At 69.8% G+C, this 18,660-nt stretch carries 20 protein-coding genes and 1 pseudogene; 7 read left to right on the top strand and 14 right to left on the bottom strand.

All coding sequences use genetic code 11. From position 1 onward, the window contains the following. The first annotated feature begins 10 nt into the window (after window positions 1–10). From MUN33_RS08645 to MUN33_RS08625, 5 genes are all read left to right on the top strand, one after another. Complete coding sequence (locus tag MUN33_RS08645; RefSeq protein WP_244804521.1) at window positions 11–1,357, top strand: DUF6986 family protein; 1,347 nt, start codon at window positions 11–13, stop codon at window positions 1,355–1,357. A gap of 21 nt (window positions 1,358–1,378) precedes the next feature. Beyond that, on the top strand, window positions 1,379–2,986 hold the full coding sequence (gene allB / locus MUN33_RS08640; RefSeq protein WP_244804520.1) for an allantoinase AllB: 1,608 nt from the start codon (window positions 1,379–1,381) through the stop codon (window positions 2,984–2,986). A gap of 8 nt (window positions 2,987–2,994) precedes the next feature. Beyond that, window positions 2,995–4,062: an allantoicase gene (alc, locus tag MUN33_RS08635; protein ID WP_244804519.1), complete on the top strand. Its 1,068-nt coding sequence runs from the start codon at window positions 2,995–2,997 to the stop codon at window positions 4,060–4,062. Between the two features lie 151 nt (window positions 4,063–4,213). Beyond that, window positions 4,214–5,758, top strand: coding sequence for an NAD(P)-binding domain-containing protein (locus tag MUN33_RS14160; RefSeq protein ID WP_305037382.1), 1,545 nt, complete (start codon window positions 4,214–4,216; stop codon window positions 5,756–5,758). Beyond that, a complete protein-coding gene (locus MUN33_RS08625; protein WP_244804518.1) occupies window positions 5,731–6,054 on the top strand; it encodes a GtrA family protein in 324 nt (107 codons plus the stop codon). Before MUN33_RS14160 ends, MUN33_RS08625 begins: the two co-directional genes overlap by 28 nt. On the opposite strand, the gene MUN33_RS08620 is transcribed toward MUN33_RS08625, so the two are convergent. Then, complete coding sequence (locus tag MUN33_RS08620; protein WP_244804517.1) at window positions 6,029–6,412, bottom strand: VOC family protein; 384 nt, start codon at window positions 6,410–6,412, stop codon at window positions 6,029–6,031. The genes MUN33_RS08625 and MUN33_RS08620 overlap by 26 nt on opposite strands. On the opposite strand from MUN33_RS08620, the pseudogene MUN33_RS08615 reads away from it, so the two are divergent. Together MUN33_RS08615 and MUN33_RS08610 are read left to right on the top strand one after the other, a co-directional pair. Then, window positions 6,411–7,148 (top strand): annotated as a pseudogene (locus MUN33_RS08615) (helix-turn-helix transcriptional regulator); the annotation flags it as partial. The gene MUN33_RS08620 and the pseudogene MUN33_RS08615 overlap by 2 nt on opposite strands. Before the next feature lie 399 nt (window positions 7,149–7,547). Then, on the top strand, window positions 7,548–8,036 hold the full coding sequence (locus MUN33_RS08610; RefSeq protein ID WP_244804677.1) for a glutathione peroxidase: 489 nt from the start codon (window positions 7,548–7,550) through the stop codon (window positions 8,034–8,036). 29 nt (window positions 8,037–8,065) lie between these two features. On the opposite strand, the gene MUN33_RS08605 is transcribed toward MUN33_RS08610, so the two are convergent. The 13 genes from MUN33_RS08605 to MUN33_RS08545 all read right to left on the bottom strand — a co-directional run bounded on the left by MUN33_RS08605 (window position 8,066) and on the right by MUN33_RS08545 (window position 18,623). Then, the gene (locus MUN33_RS08605) at window positions 8,066–8,353 is read right to left on the bottom strand and encodes a chorismate mutase (protein ID WP_244804516.1); all 288 of its coding nucleotides are present in this window, start codon (window positions 8,351–8,353) and stop codon (window positions 8,066–8,068) included. Window positions 8,354–8,415: 62 nt separating this feature from the next. Further along, window positions 8,416–9,078, bottom strand: a complete 663-nt coding sequence (locus MUN33_RS08600) for a DUF6226 family protein (protein ID WP_244804515.1) — start codon at window positions 9,076–9,078, stop codon at window positions 8,416–8,418. Then, window positions 9,075–10,142 carry an MBL fold metallo-hydrolase gene (locus MUN33_RS08595; protein ID WP_244804514.1) on the bottom strand — a complete coding sequence of 356 codons (1,068 nt, stop codon included), beginning with the start codon at window positions 10,140–10,142 and terminating at the stop codon, window positions 9,075–9,077. The genes MUN33_RS08600 and MUN33_RS08595 overlap by 4 nt, the downstream gene beginning before the upstream one ends. Before the next feature lie 24 nt (window positions 10,143–10,166). Continuing rightward, on the bottom strand, window positions 10,167–11,585 hold the full coding sequence (locus tag MUN33_RS08590; protein ID WP_244804513.1) for a nucleobase:cation symporter-2 family protein: 1,419 nt from the start codon (window positions 11,583–11,585) through the stop codon (window positions 10,167–10,169). A 5-nt stretch (window positions 11,586–11,590) separates the two neighbouring features. Then, window positions 11,591–11,935, bottom strand: a complete 345-nt coding sequence (gene uraH / locus MUN33_RS08585) for a hydroxyisourate hydrolase (protein ID WP_244804512.1) — start codon at window positions 11,933–11,935, stop codon at window positions 11,591–11,593. Beyond that, the gene (locus MUN33_RS08580; protein WP_244804511.1) at window positions 11,932–12,492 is read right to left on the bottom strand and encodes a 2-oxo-4-hydroxy-4-carboxy-5-ureidoimidazoline decarboxylase; all 561 of its coding nucleotides are present in this window, start codon (window positions 12,490–12,492) and stop codon (window positions 11,932–11,934) included. The genes uraH and MUN33_RS08580 overlap by 4 nt, the downstream gene beginning before the upstream one ends. A 79-nt stretch (window positions 12,493–12,571) precedes the next feature. Beyond that, complete coding sequence (locus MUN33_RS08575; protein ID WP_244804510.1) at window positions 12,572–13,579, bottom strand: ABC transporter substrate-binding protein; 1,008 nt, start codon at window positions 13,577–13,579, stop codon at window positions 12,572–12,574. A gap of 80 nt (window positions 13,580–13,659) precedes the next feature. After that, a complete protein-coding gene (locus tag MUN33_RS08570; protein WP_244804509.1) occupies window positions 13,660–14,490 on the bottom strand; it encodes an ABC transporter ATP-binding protein in 831 nt (276 codons plus the stop codon). Then, window positions 14,483–15,343, bottom strand: a complete 861-nt coding sequence (locus tag MUN33_RS08565; RefSeq protein WP_244804508.1) for an ABC transporter permease — start codon at window positions 15,341–15,343, stop codon at window positions 14,483–14,485. Before MUN33_RS08565 ends, MUN33_RS08570 begins: the two co-directional genes overlap by 8 nt. After that, window positions 15,340–16,131 (bottom strand): ABC transporter permease, encoded by a 792-nt coding sequence (locus MUN33_RS08560; protein WP_244804507.1) that lies wholly within the window; start codon window positions 16,129–16,131, stop codon window positions 15,340–15,342. The genes MUN33_RS08565 and MUN33_RS08560 overlap by 4 nt, the downstream gene beginning before the upstream one ends. Beyond that, the gene (locus MUN33_RS08555) at window positions 16,128–17,288 is read right to left on the bottom strand and encodes an FAD-dependent monooxygenase (protein ID WP_244804506.1); all 1,161 of its coding nucleotides are present in this window, start codon (window positions 17,286–17,288) and stop codon (window positions 16,128–16,130) included. Before MUN33_RS08555 ends, MUN33_RS08560 begins: the two co-directional genes overlap by 4 nt. Before the next feature lie 41 nt (window positions 17,289–17,329). Continuing rightward, entirely contained in the window at window positions 17,330–18,400 is a 1,071-nt protein-coding gene (locus MUN33_RS08550; RefSeq protein ID WP_244804505.1) for a Rieske 2Fe-2S domain-containing protein, read from the bottom strand. 7 nt (window positions 18,401–18,407) lie between these two features. Next, entirely contained in the window at window positions 18,408–18,623 is a 216-nt protein-coding gene (locus MUN33_RS08545) for a recombinase-like helix-turn-helix domain-containing protein (protein ID WP_244804504.1), read from the bottom strand. Window positions 18,624–18,660 lie beyond the last annotated feature (37 nt).

The following is an 18,660-nucleotide window of genomic DNA, read 5'->3' as shown; positions in this document are numbered from 1 at the left end:
GGAGTACCCCGTGTCTGTCCCCAGCACCGTCCCCGGCGTCCTGCCGGCGCTCACCGCCCTCGCCGACTCCGCACTGGCGGACATCGACCCGCTGGTGCCCGGGCGCTGGGCGACACCGGTCACCTGGCGCCAGCCGGTGCACACCGTGTACGTGCCCGCCCACCTCGTCGTGGGCGACGGCGCCCCCGGCGCGGACCTCCCCCGACGGTGGGGGTCGGACGCCCTGGCCGCCCTCGACGCCTACGGCCACCCCGCAGACCTCGCCCGTGAACTCGGCGTCGCCGAGGCGCACGCGGACACCGTCGGTGAGCTCACCCGGGCGAAACTGCTGCGTGAACCGGTCGAGGACCTGCGCATCGATTTCGAGGACGGTTTCACCCAGCGCGGCGTCGCGCCCGACGCGAGGGACGCCGACGAGGACACCCGGGCACGCCAGGCCGCCGAGGTGCTGGCCGACTGGTTCGGCGCACCGGGCGGTGCACCGGGCGACGCCGCATCCCCGGCACCGGCCTTCGCCGGGATCCGGTTCAGGTCCTTCGACCCGGCCGTGCGCGACCGCGGCCTGCGCACCCTCGCCATCGTCCTGGAGGGGCTCGCCGAGCGCGACGTCCTGCGTACGGTCCTGGAGCAGGACCGCCGGGCGTTGCGGCTGACCCTGCCGAAGGTGCAGCACCACCGGCAGGTCGAGGCCTTCGTCGAGGTGCTGCGTGCCCTGGAGTCCACCCTCGGTGTGCCCGAGCTCCCCTTCGAGGTGCAGGTCGAGACGCCGCAGGCGATCCTCGCCGAGGACGGTGCCGCCGAACCCGCCCGCCTCATCTCCGCCGGTGAGGGGCGCGTGCTGTCCCTGCACTACGGCACCTACGACTACTCCGCCTCCCTGGGAGTCGACGCCGCCGCGCAGTCCCTGGAGCATCCCGTCGCCGACCATGCCAAGGACGTGCTGCAGGTGGCGACGACGGCGGTCGGGGTGGAGCTCTCCGACGGGTCCACCAACCGTATCCCCGTCGGCACCCGCGAGGAGGTGCTGGAGGGCTGGCGTATCCACCACCACCTGGTGCGCCGGCATCTGCGGCGCGGCATCCGGCAGGGCTGGGACCTGCACGCCCACCAGCTGGTGACCCGCCACCTGACCACCATCGCCTACTTCCGGTCGGACTGGCGGGTCACCGCGGACCGGCTGCGGGCGTACGTCGCCGGCGACACCAGCCGGTGGATGGATGAACCGGCCACCGCCAAGGCGATGGCCGGCTACCTGCGGCGCGCCCACGGCTGCGGTGCCGTCACCGACCACGAGTTGGCGACCACCGGGCTGGACCACGCGCAGTTGCGTAGTCTGCAGGTCAAGGGACGAGTGTGACGACCGAGAGGAGAACACGACATGACAGACGGCACAGAAGGCACGACGCTCAGCGTGGTCTACCGCGCGGCACGGGCGGTGTACCTGCGCGACGCTGACCGCACCCCGGTCCAGGGGCCGGTGACCGTGCTCGTCGGCGGCGGGCGGATCCTCGCCGTCCTCGACGGGCGGGACGCGCCGGTCCCCCCGGAATACGGCGGCACCGAGGACACCGACGGCACCGGTGGCACCGGGGTGACGGTGGTCGACGTCCCGGACGACCAGGTCCTGATCCCGGGTCTGGTGGACACCCACGTCCACGTCAACGAGCCCGGACGCACCGACTGGGAGGGGTTCGCCCCGGTGACCCGCGCGGCCGCCGCCGGTGGGGTGACCACGCTGCTGGACATGCCGCTGAACTCGGTCCCCTCCACCGTCACCGTAGACGCACTCGACGCCAAGCAGGACGTCGCCGCCCCGCAGGCGAAGGTCAACGTCGGTTTCTGGGGCGGGGTGGTGCCGGAGAACCTCGGCACCGGTGACCTGCGGGCCCTGTGGGACCGGGGTGTCTTCGGCTTCAAGTGCTTCCTGCTCCATTCCGGGGTGGACGAGTTCCGGCCGCTGTCCACCGGGCAGCTGCACCAGGCGATGGCGGAGATCGCGGAGTTCGACGGCCTGCTGATCGTCCACGCCGAGGACGCCGACGAGATCGCCGCCGGGGAAGCCAGGGTCGACGCCGCCGGGGGCATCGACGAGACCTTCGACAGCTTCCTGGCGTCCCGCCCGTCCTCCGCGGAGGCGACAGCGATCGCCACGGTGATCGACGCCGCCGAGGCCACCGGCTGCCGGGCGCACATCCTGCACCTGTCCGACTCCGGCTCCATCGACCAGATCGCCGCCGCCCAGGAGCGGGGAGTCCGGATCACCGCCGAGACGTGCCCGCACTACCTGTCGCTGTTCTCGGAGGAGATCCAGAACGGCGCCACCCAGTTCAAGTGCTGCCCGCCGGTACGCACCGCCGGGAACCGGGAACGCCTGTGGAAGGGCCTGATGGACGGGGTCATCTCCACGGTGGTCTCCGACCACTCCCCCTGCACCGCGGAGCTGAAGAAGTTCGCCGGCGTCGCCGAGGCACAGGCGTCCGCCAATGAGCGCAACGAACTCACCGCCTTCTCCGCCCTCGCCGCCACCGGCAACGACCTCGGTGCCGGTGGCGCCGACGGCCGCGGGTCCGGCGGCTCCTTCGGTGAGGCGTGGGGCGGCATCGGCTCGGTTCAGCTGGGCCTGCCGGTGGTGTGGTCGCAGGCGCGGCTGCGGGGGCTGTCCCTGGCCGACGTCGTCGGCTGGATGTGCCAGGCCCCGGCGGAATGGGCGGGCCTGGCCGACCGCGGTGCGATCGCCACCGGACGCCGCGCCGATCTCGCCACCGTCAGCGCGGACGACGCCTTCGTCGTCCTGCCCGACGAACTGCACCAGCGCAACAAGATCACCGCCTACGCCCAACGCGCCCTCGCCGGCGTCGTGACCCGCACCTGGATCGGCGGCGAGACCGTCTACGTCCGCCCGTCCACCCCGCACGTCCCCGCCGCCGACCTGGAGGACCACGTCGTCTTCCCCGCCGGTGTCCGTCCCCTCACCCTCCGACCCTGAGGACCACCATGACCGAGCACACCGAGCACCCTGAGCGCCCTGACTTCCTGTCCTACCCCGATCTCGCCAGCCGTGCGCTGGCCGGGTCGGTGGTGTGGGCGTCCGACGAGTCCTTCGCCGAGCGCGAGAACCTCATCATGCCGCACGAGCCGACGTTCGACCCCACGGAGTTCGGCAACAAGGGCAAGGTCTACGACGGGTGGGAGACCCGGCGCCGACGCCACGACGAGGTCGGCGGGAACGACGCCGCGATCGTGCGCCTGGGCGTGCCTGGGCATCTCACGGGGATCGTCGTCGACACCGCCTGGTTCACCGGGAACTACCCGCCCCAGTTCGCGGTCCATGGACTGACCTGCGACGAGTACCTCAGCGGTGAGGAGATCGCCGCCCTGCCGGACGACCGGTGGTTCACCCTCGTCCCGCCGACGGACGCCCGGGGCGACCACAGGCACCACATCGAGATCTTCCCCGCCGGGGACGCCTCGGCCCGCCGCGTGACGCACGTGAAGCTGGAGATGATCCCCGACGGCGGCATCGCCCGGCTCCGCGTCCACGGCCAACCCGCCCCGGACCCCCGCTTCATCACCGGCACGATCGACCTGGCCGCGGTGGAGAACGGCGGGCGGGTGACCGAGTGCACGAACATGTTCTACTCGCACCCGGACCAGATCATCGCCCTGGGCCGTGCCCACGACATGGGCGGCGGCTGGGAGAACGCCCGACGCCGCGACGACGGCACCGACAGCAACGACGCAGTCACCGTGCGGCTCGCCGGGGAGGGCCGGGTGCGCTGGATCGAATTCGACACGTCCTACTTCGTGTTCAACGCCCCCGGCGACGTGAAGCTCACCGGAATCACCGCCGACGGCGAGGAGGTCGAACTCGTCGGCAGGACCCGCGTGCTGCCGGACACCCGGCACCGGTTCGCCGTGTCCGACCCCGCCGAGGGCACCACCGGGCCGACGCCGGTCGTCGCCGTCCGTGCCGACGTCTACCCCGACGGGGGTGTCTCCCGGATGCGGGTGTGGGGCGAACTCACCGACGAGGGCCGGCTGGACATCGAGAGCCGCTGGTAGACAGCAGGTAGAAGGGCTTTTTCTCCCCGGCTCCTTTCGGAACCACGGGAACATCCGCGCGAAACCCCGTCGAAACAGGCGGTTCCTAGACTCTCGCTTCTGACAGCCGCCCACCCCGGGCGCCGACGACGCGAACGGAGCCGATCGACCGATGACCCGCGTGATCCCCCGTGACAACCCCGGCACAGAGAGCAGTCCTGCCCGACGCCACCGGCCGGCACCGGTGCCCGACGACGTGGCCCGGGCGAACCTGGCGGCGCTGACCGCGCAGGCCCGCGCCGACATGGCGCTGACCGGGCACAACCACGACTGGGTGCCGGCCCCCGCCGACGGCGCTTGGAACGTACTGGTGATCGGCGGTGGCCAGGCGGGGCTCGGCACGGCGTTCGCCCTGTCGCGCCACCGGATCGGCGCGGTGAAGGTGCTGGAGGCCGGTCCGCCGCAGGAGGCCGGCTGCTGGACCCGGTACGCCCGGATGCACACGCTGCGCAGCCCGAAGAACATGAAGGGCATCGAGCTCGACGTCCCCGCACTGCACACCGCACGCTGGTTCGAGGCGAGGTACGGTGCCGAGGCCTGGGCCGTCACCGACCTGACCCCGCGGGAGGACTGGAACGACTACCTGACCTGGTACCGGGAGACCACCGGCACCGACGTCGACTTCCACACCTGTATCACGGGGGTGACCAGGCCGGACGACGACGGCTACTTCCACGTCGCGGCCCTGCGGGACAACCGGCCCGTGACCTACCGCGCCCGTCGTGTCGTCTTCGCCATGGGGCTCACCGGCGGTGGCGGGGTGTTCCTGCCGCCGCTGGTCGAGGCCCTGCCACCGCAGGTCCGGGCGCACACCCAGGACCCCGTCGACGTCGCCGCGCTGCGGGGCAGGCGGGTGATCGTGCTCGGTGGCGGCGCCAGCGGCTTCGACAACGCCTCCGTCGCACTGGAGGCCGGTGCGGCGAGCGTGGAGATGCACGTCCGCCGCGCGGACATCCCGCGGCAGAACTCGCTGCGCTGGATGGAGTTCCCCGGCATGCAGGAGCACTTCTTCGACCTCACCGACGAGCAGAAATGGGAGTTCTCCCTGGTCAACGGCGGGCTACCGCAGCCACCCACGCAGGCCTCGGTGTGGCGCGCCTTCGCCCACGACAACTTCCGGCTGCTGACCGACACACGGTGGGCCACCGCCGAGGTCCGGGACGGCGCGGACGGGCCCGAGGTGGTCGTGACCGACGACCACGGCGGGACCCATGTCGGCGACTACGTGATCTCCGCGACGGGGTACACGGTGGACCTGGGTCTTCGGCCCGAACTGAGCGAGTTCCTGCCGGACATCGCCCTGTGGGCAGACCGGTTCGCCCCGGCCGCCGGGCACCCGCTGGGCAACTGCCCGTACCTGGGGGACGGCTTCCAGTTCCAGCCGAAGGCGGGTGCGGCACCGGACGCCGCGTCCTACCTCCCGCGGCTGTTCCACCTGTCCACCGGCGCGCGTGCGTCGCACGGCGTGGCGGGCAACCAGCTGTCCGGGATCTACGCCGGACTGACCCGGCTGGCCAACCGCATCGCCACCGACATCACCAGGGAGAACTGGCCGGACTTCTTCGCGGACTTCCGGGACTTCGAGCACCGGGAGATCGACACCGTGGGTCCGCACCGTGCCGGCGAGGCGTGGTTCCCGACCTCGCCGCGGTACTGAGTGCGGTGGCGTACTACCTGAACAGCGTCCTCACCTTCAGCGGTGAACGCTCCCTGCCGGAGAAGTCCCGTGCCGCAGCGTCCTACGTCGTCTGTTTCACCGCCGCCGTGCTCGTCGACTGGGCCATCGGGCACGCCTTCCCCACCCTGCCCGACGTCACCTTCTGGTCCTGGTTCGTCTCCCAGGGCGTGGCGACCACCCTGAACTTCCTGCTGCAGAACTTCTGGGTGTTCCGGGGACCCCGGCCGGCGCCTGACAGCCACGTCCCGGTCAGTCGACCGGTGCGACACGTATGAGATTGCCGTCTGGGTCGGCGGCGACGAACGTCCGACCGAAGACATCGTCGTACGGTTCCGCCACGATCTGCACGCCACGCGACCGCCAGTCCGTGAAGCGTGCGTCGATCTGCTCGGCACTGCCCAGGGACAGGCACAGCTCGCTGGTACGAGTCAGCGCAGTACCCGGTACGACAGTGTCGCCGAATACGTCGGACCCGCTCCACACCGCCAGTTGGACGCCGGGAGACAACTCGAAGGCGATGAACCTCGGAGAATCGAATACCGGCGTGATGTCGAGCAGGTCTCCATAGAACGCTGCAGCCGCCTGCGCATCGCTGACGTAGATGATGAAGGTGTAGGGATTCGGGGTGGCCATGGTGGCCTCCTTTCGCTCGGAATGGACGAGGCGCCGTGGTCCGCCGCCTCCGACACCGAGTCTGGGGCGATACCATGACAGAAGCTGTCATGGTTCAGTTTCCGTGCCGGAAAAATTCGCGAAAGGCACCAGGATGTCCCGTCCACAACGACTGTTCGACCTACTGAGCGTCCTCAAGGCACGCGGACGGTCGACAGTCCCCGAACTCGCGCAAGAACTGGGGGTGTCACCCCGGACGGTCCACCGTGACCTCGCCGTCCTGTCCGACGCAGGTGTCGCCCTCGTGACCAAACCCGGAAGGTACGGCGGGGTGTCGCTTCTGCCGAGCGGACGATTCCCCGTCTCCGGGCTCTCCACCCGGGAAAAAGACCTGCTGCGCGTCACGGGACTCGATGTAGACCGTGCGACCGAGCTCGGGATGGAGGCTCTGGCGACAGCGGCATTGGGAAAACTCCGTCCAGCCGGACCGGAGCAACGTCCCGGTGTTCTGCCCTTGTCACACATCGTCACCGTAGACAATCGCCCATGGTTCTCTGTGGCCCCCTCGAATGGCGATGTGGCTGCACTGGCCGCGGATATCCGCAACGGGAGTCGACTGGTCATCCGGTACCGTCGTAGCGGGGAGGAGTCGGTAGACGACCGCATCGTGGACCCCTATGGTCTGCTCGGACGGGGAGGCCGCTGGTACCTCATCGCTGACCGGGACGGCGTCCCACGGCAATACGCCACAGGGCGTTTGGCGTCATGGTCGGTCCTGGACGAACCTCGGCGACTGCGCCCAGGAGAAACCCTGGCGTCCGTCTCTGCGTCTCTGGCCGCGTCACTTGAGCAGCCAGAAGGGACGGTCGCTGTCGTCGCCGAACTGGACCGCAGGAAACTCGACCTTGCGGAACGGATCCTCGGCTCGCGCCTGGCCGCCATCGACGACGGACCTACAGCAGGGACCGTTCGGATAACCGTCACCTACGCCCAGATCGGTGGAGTCCGTCAGCTGCTGCAGTTCGGGGACTCTGTCAACGTCCTTGGCCCTCCGGAGGCCAGGTCCCTGATCGTTGACCTGTCCAGGGGCATTGTCGCGCGTCACGAGCAGCCATGTACCGGCGCGACCGACGGACAGGCGCGTACCATCGCGCACATGGCTTCCACCGACATCAGGACCATCCCCGTGCGCGCCCTCGACGGCAGCGAGCTCGATCTCCGGGACCTCCCCGGTCCGATGCTCATCGTCAACGTCGCGTCGAAATGCGGACTCACACCGCAGTACACCGCCCTCGAGAAGCTCGCCCGTGCCTACCGCGACCGGGGCCTCACCGTCCTCGGCGCACCCTGCAACCAGTTCATGGGCCAGGAGCCCGGCACCCCCGACGAGATCGCGGAGTTCTGTTCGGCGACCTACGGCGTGACCTTCCCGCTGACGGAGAAACTCGACGTCAACGGTGACGACGCCCACCCGCTCTTCGCCGAGCTCACCACAACCCCCGACGCCGACGGCAACGCCGGGGACGTGGAGTGGAACTTCGAGAAGTTCCTCGTCAGCAAGGACGGCGAGGTCCTCGCCCGTTTCCGCCCCGCCACCGTACCGGACGCACCCGAGATCATCGAGGCGGTCGAGAAGGCGCTGTAGCCGCGCGCGAACACCGCTGAGTCGCGTGTCTACCCCTCGCGGTGATGCGCCAGCTCAAGATCGATGAATGCCCCGATCATGGCGCGATACGTGGTCTCGACCACCTGCGGCGATGCGCCGACGTCGTCGGCTACTGCCCGCACTTTCGCTATGACCTGCTCCACCCTGTCCGGGGCCCGCACGGCGGCTTCGTCGCTCTTCAACGAACCTGCGGCGATGACCCGCTGCTGCCTCTCAGCGATGAGGCGGATGATCTCCCGGTCAAGGGTGTCGATCTGCCCGCGGATGTCGGCGAGTGTGTGTTTCGGCGTCTCCATACCCCTGACAGTACGGAACGCACAGCCCACCCTGGCACGACACAACGGCGCAGCCGCGCGCGTCACCCTGCCGCGTACCAGGGCTCCCCGATGAGCACGGTGTCCCGGGTGATCTTCCCGGCGCGTGCCATGTCGAAGATCTCCGCCTGCGGATACGGGATCCTGGCTCCCCCTTTCCGACTGATGTGTGTGCGGTCCTCCCGCTGCTCGGCGAGCCAGCCATCGCCCCACACACGGACGAAACCACCGACCACGCTCCACACCAGTTCGTCCACGTCTTCGAGAAGCTGCCCGCTCCCGCCATCGCAGCCGTCGCATGCGCACCCCGGCGCATCGCCGACCGCGCGGGCTCCCGACCCCGCCCCGGCTCCGCCGGTACCGGCGATGAGCACCGTCGCCGGGATGTCGTCGAACGCGCTTTTCACCAACACCAGGGGTTGCGCCCCCTCCACCGTCGGAACCAGCAGCACCGCGTCCTGCGACGGTGCCTGTGTCCAGTCCGACGGTGTGACGATCCCCTGTGAGCGCGCCAGGCCGAGACCGACCAACGTCCGCTCCCACGCGTCCACCCGCGCACCGACGATCCGATAGCGTCCCGGTTCCGTGACCCGCGAGTACTCCTCTTCCCGGATCTCGACGTCGGCGTGCGGGGCGTCCCAGGTCACGGCACTGAGTGGGTCAGTGGCGTACTCGCGGTCCACCGCGGCGAGGATGTCGTCCTTCACGCCCCCTCCAGCACCAGGTCCCGGTACATCATCGTCTGCCGGATCGCCGACCACACCATCGGCGAGTCCGCCAGCGACTCCCACCCGCCGCTCCAGGTCAGACGCCCCGCCAGGCGCCACACGCTGATCTCCGGGTTCCACTCCAGCACCCGTGACACCTCCCCGGCGCGCTCCATGACATGCTCCCGGGTCTCCCGCCGCCGGGCGGCGAGCCCGGTGAAGCAGTACCCGTGTCCGGGGATCACCGTGTAGTCGTCGAACTCCGCCAACCGGTCCAGTCCCGCCAGGTAGTCCTTCACCGGGTTGCCACCCAGCGACGCCACCCCCAGCCCGATGCCGGGGAAGATCTCCGGCAGCACGTGGTCGGCGGCGACCAGCAGCTTGCGCCGGTCGTCGGCGAAGCACAGGTGCCCCGGGGTGTGCCCGGGGGTGAGCACCGCGCGCCACCCGAGTTCAGCGGTCACGCCGTGGTCGGTCAGCAGGTCGCCGTCCTCCACCGTCGCGTCGGGGCGCTGGCGCGGGATGAACGGCGGCAACCCCTTCTTCGCCAACGGGAACGGGTACTTGTCGAGCACCCCGTCCGGGGCTCCGATGGCGTGACGGTCCACGGCGTAGTCGTCCTGCGACCGGCCGGTGCGGGCGGCGTCCACGGTGCGTTGCTCGACGGTCCCCAGGTGGTAGCGCGCCCCGGTCGCCCGCAGCATCTCCGCCGCGCCGCCGACATGGTCGGGGTGGGCGTGGGTGACGACCACGTCGGTGACGTCCTCCAGGCGTCGGCCACGCTCGCGGAGGAAATCGTCGAGGGGACGCAGGACGTTGCCCGCGGCGTCCTGCGCCTTACCGCCGGCCCACCCCGGGTCGACGACGGTGACCCCGCGGTCGCCGAGATGCACCGTGGACAACACGCTGTTCATCACCCCGGCACCGGGCATCGGCACAGCACGGACCCACAGTTCACCGTCGTCGGTGCTGACCCGGACCGGCGCGGGGACCTTGCCGGCGGTCGCCGCCTGGTGCTGGGCGCGGAAGATCGGGGTGATGCCGCTGTCGTCACGTACTGCCATGTGCAGTCAGCCTACCCGTCGCCCTCACCGCGCAGGCGCAGACGTGGCAGCCCCGACATCGTCAGGTGTACCATGGCGCGACGGTTGCGCCCGGTGGCCGTCTCCCTCCCGGTTGAGCAGCAGGTTCAGCAGGATCACCGTCACCGCGCCCACGGTGATGCCGCTGTCGAGCACCGTCTCCACCGCCGGAGGCAGGTTCGCGTACAACCCGTCGAACACGGTCGGCAGCATCGCCACGGCCACGGACACGCCCACGATCAGTGAGCGGGTCTCCGTCCAGGTCACCGTGGACAGCGTCCGGATCCCCGCGGCGGCGACCATGCCGAACAGGGCGACACCCGCCCCACCGAGCACCGGGGCCGGGATACCCGCGGCGACCTCACCGACCTTCGGCAACAGCCCCAGGACCACGAGGATCAGCCCGGCCGCGGTCACCACGTAGCGGCTCGCCACCCGCGACAACGACACCAGGCCGACATTCTGGGCGAACGCCGAATAGGGGAACGTGTTGAAGACGCCGCCGAGGACGGTGGCCAGGCCGTCGGCCCGCAGACCGTCGGCGAGGGTCCGTGCGGTGACACGGCGGCCGGTGATGTCCCCGACCGCGACGATGTCCCCGCTGGTCTCCGTCATGATCACCAGCCCGACCAGCACCATCGTGAGGATCGAGACGACATCGAAGGTGGGCGTGCCGAACTGGAACGGTGCCGGAACCCCCACCCAGTCCGCCTCCGCCACCGCCGAGAAGTCACCCGCGCCGAGGACCACGCCGACGACGGTACCGACGACGATGCCGCCCAGCACCGCCATCGACCTCCACGCCGCCGGGGCGAACCGGTGGATGCAGATCACCGTGACCAGGGTGCCGAGCCCCAGCAGCAGGTTCCCGCCCGTCCCCTGTTCTGCCGCCGGGGCATCCCGGTCGAACAGCCACCCGGCGGCGACGGACAGCAGCGACAACCCCACCACGGTGATGACCGTGCCGACGACCAACGGCGGGAAGAACGTCACGATCCGGGCGAAGAACGGTGCGACCAGCATCATGACCACCCCGGTGACGATGACCGAACCGTAGATCGCGGTGATGCCGTGCTCGGAGCCGATGGCGATCATCGGTGCGACCGAGACGAACGACACCCCCTGGATCAACGGCAGCCGGGCGCCGAACCGCCAGAGCCCCAGCGACTGGACCACCGACGCCACACCGGCGACGAACAGGTCGGCGACGATGAGGTGGTGCATGTGCCCCGCGTCGAACTGTCCGGCGGCCACCAGGGCCCCACCGACGATGAGTGGCACGGCGATGGCCCCGGCGTACATCGCCAGGACGTGCTGGAGCCCCAGGACGACCGTCCGGGCCAGCGGCGGCCGCTGGTCGACGGGGTGGGTGCCGTCCGGCGCGGTGGCGCCGATCATTCCGGGGACGTGCCCGCCGGTGTCCATCCTGGTCAACTCCCCTGGTAGGTGGAGTAGCCGAACGGTGACAGCAGCAGGGGGACGTGGAGCTTCCCGGTGGCCGTGATGTCGAAGGTGACGTCGACGAAGGGGTACAGCGACGCCCGGCCGGTGGCCGCGAAGTACGCCCCGGTGTCGAAACGCAGCCGGTAGGTACCCGGCCCCGGCAGCGCGGAGAAGCGGTGACGGCCGTCGCCGTCGGTGACGCCCTGCTCGACCGGGACGTCCTGCCCCGAATACAACGCGACCCCGACCCCGGCCGCCGGCACGCCGGTGGCGGTGTCCAGGACATGAGTGGACACGACACAGGTGGACACGGCACGGGTGGACACGCTCATGCCTCGACCTCCTCCGGTGCGGCGGAGACGAAGCCTCGCAACCGCAGCCGGTTGATCGCGTCGAGGTTGTCCAGCACCACCGGCCACTCCTCGTCCGGCCCGTGGCCGAGCCGCTCGACGAGGTCGTCGAGGATCTGCCGGCTGTCGCGTCCGGCGGCCCGTACCAGGTAGTTCCACCCGAACCGGTCCCGGTAGACCGGCTGCAGGTCCCGGATCGCCTGTAGCTCACCGTCGTGTGTGGCCGCCGACTGCTCGGCGGCGGACATGCTCCCCGCGGCGACGGTGCCGCCGATCGGCGGGTGGGCGTTGACCGACGCCAGGATCTCCGCGTCGTCCTGCTCGTGGAACAGGGTGGACGCCGCGTCGCAGAGCGCGTCCACGGTGGCGAACGGCCGGACGTCCACGAGGGCCGCCGCGAGCGTCCTGCCGGCGAACAACCCGGCCACCCGGTCGACGAGTTCCTCCGCCGGTGCCCGGTTGAACCCGTCGAGGGTGACGGTGGCGGGGATCGGTGTCTGCGTTGTCGCCGGTGACGGCGTCGGTACGGGGCTCAGCATGGCCCCCAGTCTCCACACCCCCTGTTTCCCCGCGGTTACCCGGGAATTACCCGGGCGAGAAGTTCGGCGGGGCGGCGGGTCAGTCCTCCGGCGTCCAGATGAACTCCGAGGCGTCGTAGTCCTCGCTGATGATGCCCTGCTCGATCATCAGGTCGGCGACGTGCCCGATACCTTCCTCGTCCATCTCGGTGGCGAACACCGGCATCGGCAGCTGCTGTGCCGTGCCCTCGTCGAGCTGCGCGATGGACGGCAACCAGTCCCGCCACTCCTGTTCCTTGGCCAGGATGTCCTCGTTCGCCGCGTACAGGGCCCGGGCGAACGCCGCCGCGGTGTTGGGGTTCCGGCCGAGGAACGCCTTGCCCGAGACGATGTTGGACGTGGCGATCTCGTGGTTCGGTCCCTCGGTCAGGTCGACGATCTGCCGCATCCCGGCGTCCCAGGCAGCACTGAGGAACGGCTCCGGCGAGTAGCCCACGTCGATCGACCCGGACTGCACGCCGGTCAGCATCTCCGTGAACGGGACCTCGATGAAGGTGGGCTCGACGTCGACACCGAGATGGTCGGCCAGCGCGCGGAAGGTCACGTCGCCGGTGTTGTTGGTGTTGTTGATGCCGATGGTCTTGCCGTCGAGGTCCTCGATCCCCTGGATGTCGGAGTCCGGGTTGACGTACATGGCGATCGAGTTGTCCGCGGAACCACTCAGCGACGCCGCCGTGTCGACGGGCATGCCGTTGTCCGTGGCGCTCATGGTGTTGAACGTCGTCGACGTGGTGAAGTCCAGCTCCCCGGTCGCCACCATCTGGGCGCCGACGGGACCGCCCTGGACCGGTTCGATGGTGACGTCGAGCCCCTCCTCCTCGAAGAAGCCCTTCTCCTCGGCCCACCACAGGGTCGAGAAGTCCGCGATAGGCAGGGCACCGACGGTCACGGAGGTCTTCTCCAGACCACCCTCCCCGCCCGACGCCCCGTCCCCGCCCCCGCCGCAGGCGGTGGTGAAGGCGAGGAGCGCGGCGGCGCCGAGGGCACCCACCGCCTTCGCCGTGGTCGTCCTACTCGTCCTGCTGGTCGTCTTGCGCGTGGTGAACATGTTCTCCTCCAGTGGTGGTTCCGGGGTCGGGCACGTGGCTCAGGGTGGCTCAGGTCTGGCTCAGGGTGACTCAGGGTGACTCAGGTGTTGCGGATCTCTTCGGCGGTCGCCGACGGGCGGAGCAGCGCGGTCACGCGGGCCCGGATGTCGATGAACTCCTCGGAGGTCTTGGTCTTCAGGTGGTCCCGCGGCCGCTCCAGGCCGACGTCGATCACCTCGGCGACCACGCTCGGGGGCTTCGACAGCACCACGATCTGGTCGGCCAGGTACACGCTCTCGTCGATGTCGTGGGTGACCACCAGCACCGTGATGCCCAGGTTCGTCTGGATCGTCATCAGCAGGTCCTCGAGGTCCGCCCGGGTCTGCGCGTCCACCGAGGCGTAGGGCTCGTCCATCAGCAGCAGCTCCGGCTGGGACGCCAGTGCCCGGGCGATCGCCACACGCTGCTGCATACCGCCGGACATCTGCCACGGGTAGAGGTGCTCCTTCCCCGCCAGGCCCACGGCCTCGATGCTCTCCCGGACCCTGCGGTCGCGCTCCTCGGCGGGGAGGTCCTTGATGGGGAAGGCGATGTTCTTGGCGACACGCATCCACGGGAACAGTGACCGCGAGTAGTCCTGGAAGACCATCGCCAGCCCCTGCGGGACGCCGTTGACGGGGGTGCCCTTGAAGGCGGTGGAACCGGAGGTCGGCTTGTCCAGCCCGGAGATCATCCGCAGCAGCGTGGACTTGCCGCAGCCGGACGGCCCGACGATCACGGTGATCTTGTGCGCCGGCACCGACGCGGTGATCGACCGGACCGCGAGGTTGTCGCCGTAGGACTTCGACAGCCCGTCCAGCTGCAGCTCCGGGACGGCGCCGACAGCGCCGGTAGCGCCGGTGGCGCCGGTGGTGTGTGTGGTGTCAGTCATGTTGATCAGTGACTCCTCTGTGCCACGCCAGGACGCGGCGTTCGATCGCCTTGAAGACGAGGTTGAAGACCACGCCGATAATCACGAGCATGATCAGGACAGCGAAGAAGGTCCCGAAGTCGAAGTTCCGCTGGGCCTGCACCAGCAGGTAGCCGAGGCCGTTCTCGGAACGCTGGAGCTCCGAGATGATCATCATGATCAACGAGTACGACATCGACGTCCGGATCCCGGCGAAGATCTTCGGCGCCGCACCCGGCAGCACGATCATCGTCAGCACCCGGTGCGCCGGGATGCGGAACACCTGCGCCGCCTGGGCACGGACCTCACCGACGGCGCCGACGCCGTCGATCGTGTTGAGCAGGATCGGCCACACCACCGCGAAGGCGATGAGGAAGATCTTCGGGGCGTCCCCCACACCGAACAGCAGGAAGAACACTCCCAGCAGCGCGGGGGACGGCAGCGAACGCCCCAGGTGGACCAGGGGCTGGAACAGGCCGGTGAGGATCGTCGAGGTTCCCAGCGCCACGCCGACGGCGATGCCGACGACGATCGCCACCCCGAGCCCCACGAGGGCCCGGACCAGGCTCGGCACCGTGTGGGTGACGACGGCGTCACCGACGACGAACTCGTCCCAGAAGGTCTGCACGGCCTCAGCCGGCGTCGGGACGAACAGCCCCGTGATCTCGGTCTGGGACACCGCCCACCAGGCGATGACGATGAGCACCGGCACGGCCAGCCGCAGCACGACCGTCCACAGCCCCGCCACCAGCCGGGGGGCCGCCGACGACGTGCCTGCCGCGGTGGAACCGCCGGACCTCACGGTGTTGTCGGTCTTGTCGGTCTTGAGGGTCATTGCTCGAGTCCCTTCTTCCAGGCGAAAAGCAGTGTGTCGATACGTGACAGCACCACGTTCACGACGACACCGATGACGCCGGCGAAGATCGTCGCCGCGTACACCGCGTCCAGGTTCGCCGCGTTGGCGGACTGGGTCAGGATGAACCCGCCGATACCGGAGCCGTCACCGACCAGCAGCTCCACCGACACCGCCACGAGCAGGCCGATGGACGCGGAGATACGGATACCGGTGAACGCGAACGGCAGGGCCGAGGGGATCTTGATCCGCGACAGGATCTGCAGTCTGTTCAGGCCGAACGTCCGGGCGGTGTTCACCGCCGTGGGGTCGACACCCCGCACCCCGTACATGGTGTTCAGCAGGATCGGCCAGACACACGCCAGTGCCACGGCGAGGGACAGCGAGACCATCCCCCGCCCCACGACGAGCACCAGGATCGGCGCCAGGGCGACCGACGGGAGCACACGGAACGCCTCCACCGGCCATTCGAAGGCGGTGTACCAGGACCGGAACGCGCCCATCAGGCCGCCCAGCACCACACCGGCGACGCTGGCGATGAGCATCCCCAGGCCCCACTCCCCCAGGGTGAAACCGACGTTCCCCCAGAAGGCGGCGTCGGGGACGAGCTCCACCGCACCGGCGAGGACCTGGCTAGGGATCGGCAGCCCCTCGATGGTGATCAGACCCGACCTCATGACCAGTTCGGCGACGAGGCCGGACCCGATCACGCCGACGGTACCGAGCACCAGTGTGCGGGTGGTGGACAGGGGTTCGCGGACGGCTTTCATCCCGCCACCCCGTTCTCCCGGCGCGTGGAGCCACCCAGCGGGACGGTCCAGGCGTCGTACCCGTACAACCAGTCCGCCTGGTCACCGGATTTGAGCCAGTCGTTCGCCCGCGAGGTCAGCTGGATCCGGCCGGTGCGTTCGCGCCGGGCGTCCTCGTAGGCGAGCAGCCGCTCGTCGACAGGCAGGTCGTCCCCGGTCAGGGCGCGGCACAGCACCACCGCGTCCTCGATCGCCTGGCCCGCCCCCTGCGCCATGAAGGGCGTCATGGGGTGGCAGGCGTCGCCGAGCAGCGTGACCCGGCCCTCGCTCCACCGCGGCATGGGGTCCCGGACCCGCAGCGCGGACTTCATCACCTGGTCGCAGGCGCCGAGGATCGTGCCGACCTCCGGGTGGAAGTCGGCGTACTGTCCACGGAACTCGGCGGCGTCCGCGGTGGTCGTCCAGGATTCCGCGACCCATTCGGGCTGGCCCACCGTGGCGAAGACGAACAGGTCCTCGCCCCGGTTCAGCGGGAAGGTGACCAGTTGGCGTCCCGTGTCCGGCCCCCACCACTTGGTGAACGAGTCCAGGTTCCCCACCCCCGCCAGGCGGTCGTTCGGCACGACGGCACGGTAGGCGACGATGCCGGTGTACTCGGCGTCCTGCGGGCCGAAGAGGGTGTCACGCACCACCGAGTGGATGCCGTCGGCGCCCACGAGGACGTCGACGTCGACCGCCGGGCGGTCGCCACCGAAATGCACGCGGACCGCGTCGGCGGACTGCTCGATGCGCTCGACCCGGTGGCCCAGCTGCAGGACCCCCTCCGGGAGCAGCTCCCGGAGTGCGTCGAGCAGCGTCGCCCGGTGGACGGTCAACTGCGGTGCGCCATACTGTTCTTCGGCGGTGTCACCCATCGGCAGGTCCGAGGTGACCTCACCGGTGTCCCACCGGCGGCTCAGCCGGCGTTGCGGACGTGCCCCGGTCTCCCGGAGCCGGGCGCCGAGCTCGGCGTGCAGGCCGTCGAGGGCGCGGGTCGAGTTCGGGGTCAGGTTGACGTCGGCGCCGACCTGGCCGAACTGCGGCGCCTGTTCGTAGACGACCACGTCCACGCCCCGTTGGACGAGGCCCACGGCCAGGGCGAGGCCGCCGACGCCGCCTCCGACGATTGCTGTCTTCATGCTGATCTCCTTGGGTAGGGGGCGGTGGCCGCCCTCCGGGGTCATGCTGTCCCGGCCCGGGGACGGCCGGCAGTGCCCTGTGCGGCTGCGGGGGCGAGAGCCTTGGCCTGCTTCTTCGCCTGCTTGCGGAACAGTCGGCGGATGCGCATCACACCGAGGTCGTGCTGGTAGAGGTTCTCCGCGGCGTCCGCGTCCGGTGCCATGCCCTCGAGCATCACCCGGTCCTGTTCGAGGACGTGCCAGTGCCTCGGCTCTAGGGTGGTGCGGTACAGGAACCGCCAGGTGTCGCGCAGCCAGCCGGTGACCTGGCGGTACCGCCAGAAGAAGACACCGCAGGTCTCGTCGTCGATCGGAATGACCATGCCGACGATGCCGAAGGAGCCGCCGGGCCCCGCGGACGCCGGGTAGGGGATGCTCAGGTCGACCCAGTCGGCACCGGTGTGGCACAGCTCGACCCAGTCGAAGTTGACCCCGACCTGGTCGGTCTTCTCGAAGAAGAAGCCGCGGTCGGACTCACGGATCTGGAACTTCGCCTTGGTGTCGCCCTCCGACATCGAGTGCGACTCGTGGTGCAGGAACGTGCCGTGCATCGGGTCCAGCAGGTTCTCCAGGGCGAACCGCCAGTTCACGCCCCATTCGGCGTAGCAGAGGAACGCCGAGGTCCCCTCGTCGGTCAGCGGGTCCGGGAAGGTCAGTTCCGCCGGTTCGGCGTCGGCGTCGGTACCGAACCAGGCGAACACGGCGCCGGCGAACTCCTTGACCTGCGGGGCGGTGACCAGGCGCTGTCCCTCGATCTCGCAACCGGGCATGCCGGGGACGGACCGTACGGTGCCGGTGCCGTCGACCTGGACGCCGTGGTACTTGCATCCGACGCGGTCACCGAGGTGCGTGGCCTGGTTCAGCGGCGCCCCGCGGTGCGGGCACCGGTCCTCCAGCATGCGCACGGCGCCGGTGGTCTCGCGGTAGAGGATCCAATCCTGGCCGAGGCGGCGGATCTTCCGGATGCGTCCGTGCTCCACGAAGGACGACGGGCACACGGCGTACCACCGGTCGCGGAGACCGTTCTTGTACAGGAAGTCCTCGGAGAATTCCGGGGTGTAGTAGTTGGCCATCGGTCGTTCACTCTCCCAGTCGTGACATTTCGTTGCGGAAGCTCTCGGCGGTCCACGGGGAACCACCGGGGCCGGGGACGTCGGCGTTGTTGAGCCCTTCGGCCAGCACCTCGGGCGTGTCCGCCCCGGCGCTGAACAGGGCCTCGACGGCGTGGGCGAGCTGCAACTCGTAGTTGGTCGGTGCGCCGTGCCGCGATTGCGTCGGTTCAAGGTAGCGTGTCATGGTCAGTCATTCCTCCTGGTCAGTTGCGGATTCTTCA

This window comes from Corynebacterium kalidii, from assembly GCF_022869005.1.
In the GTDB taxonomy this organism is placed as follows: Bacteria; Actinomycetota; Actinomycetes; order Mycobacteriales; family Mycobacteriaceae; genus Corynebacterium; species Corynebacterium kalidii.
Note: the sequence above shows the minus strand (reverse complement) of the source record. Positions and strands in the feature narration are given on the sequence as shown.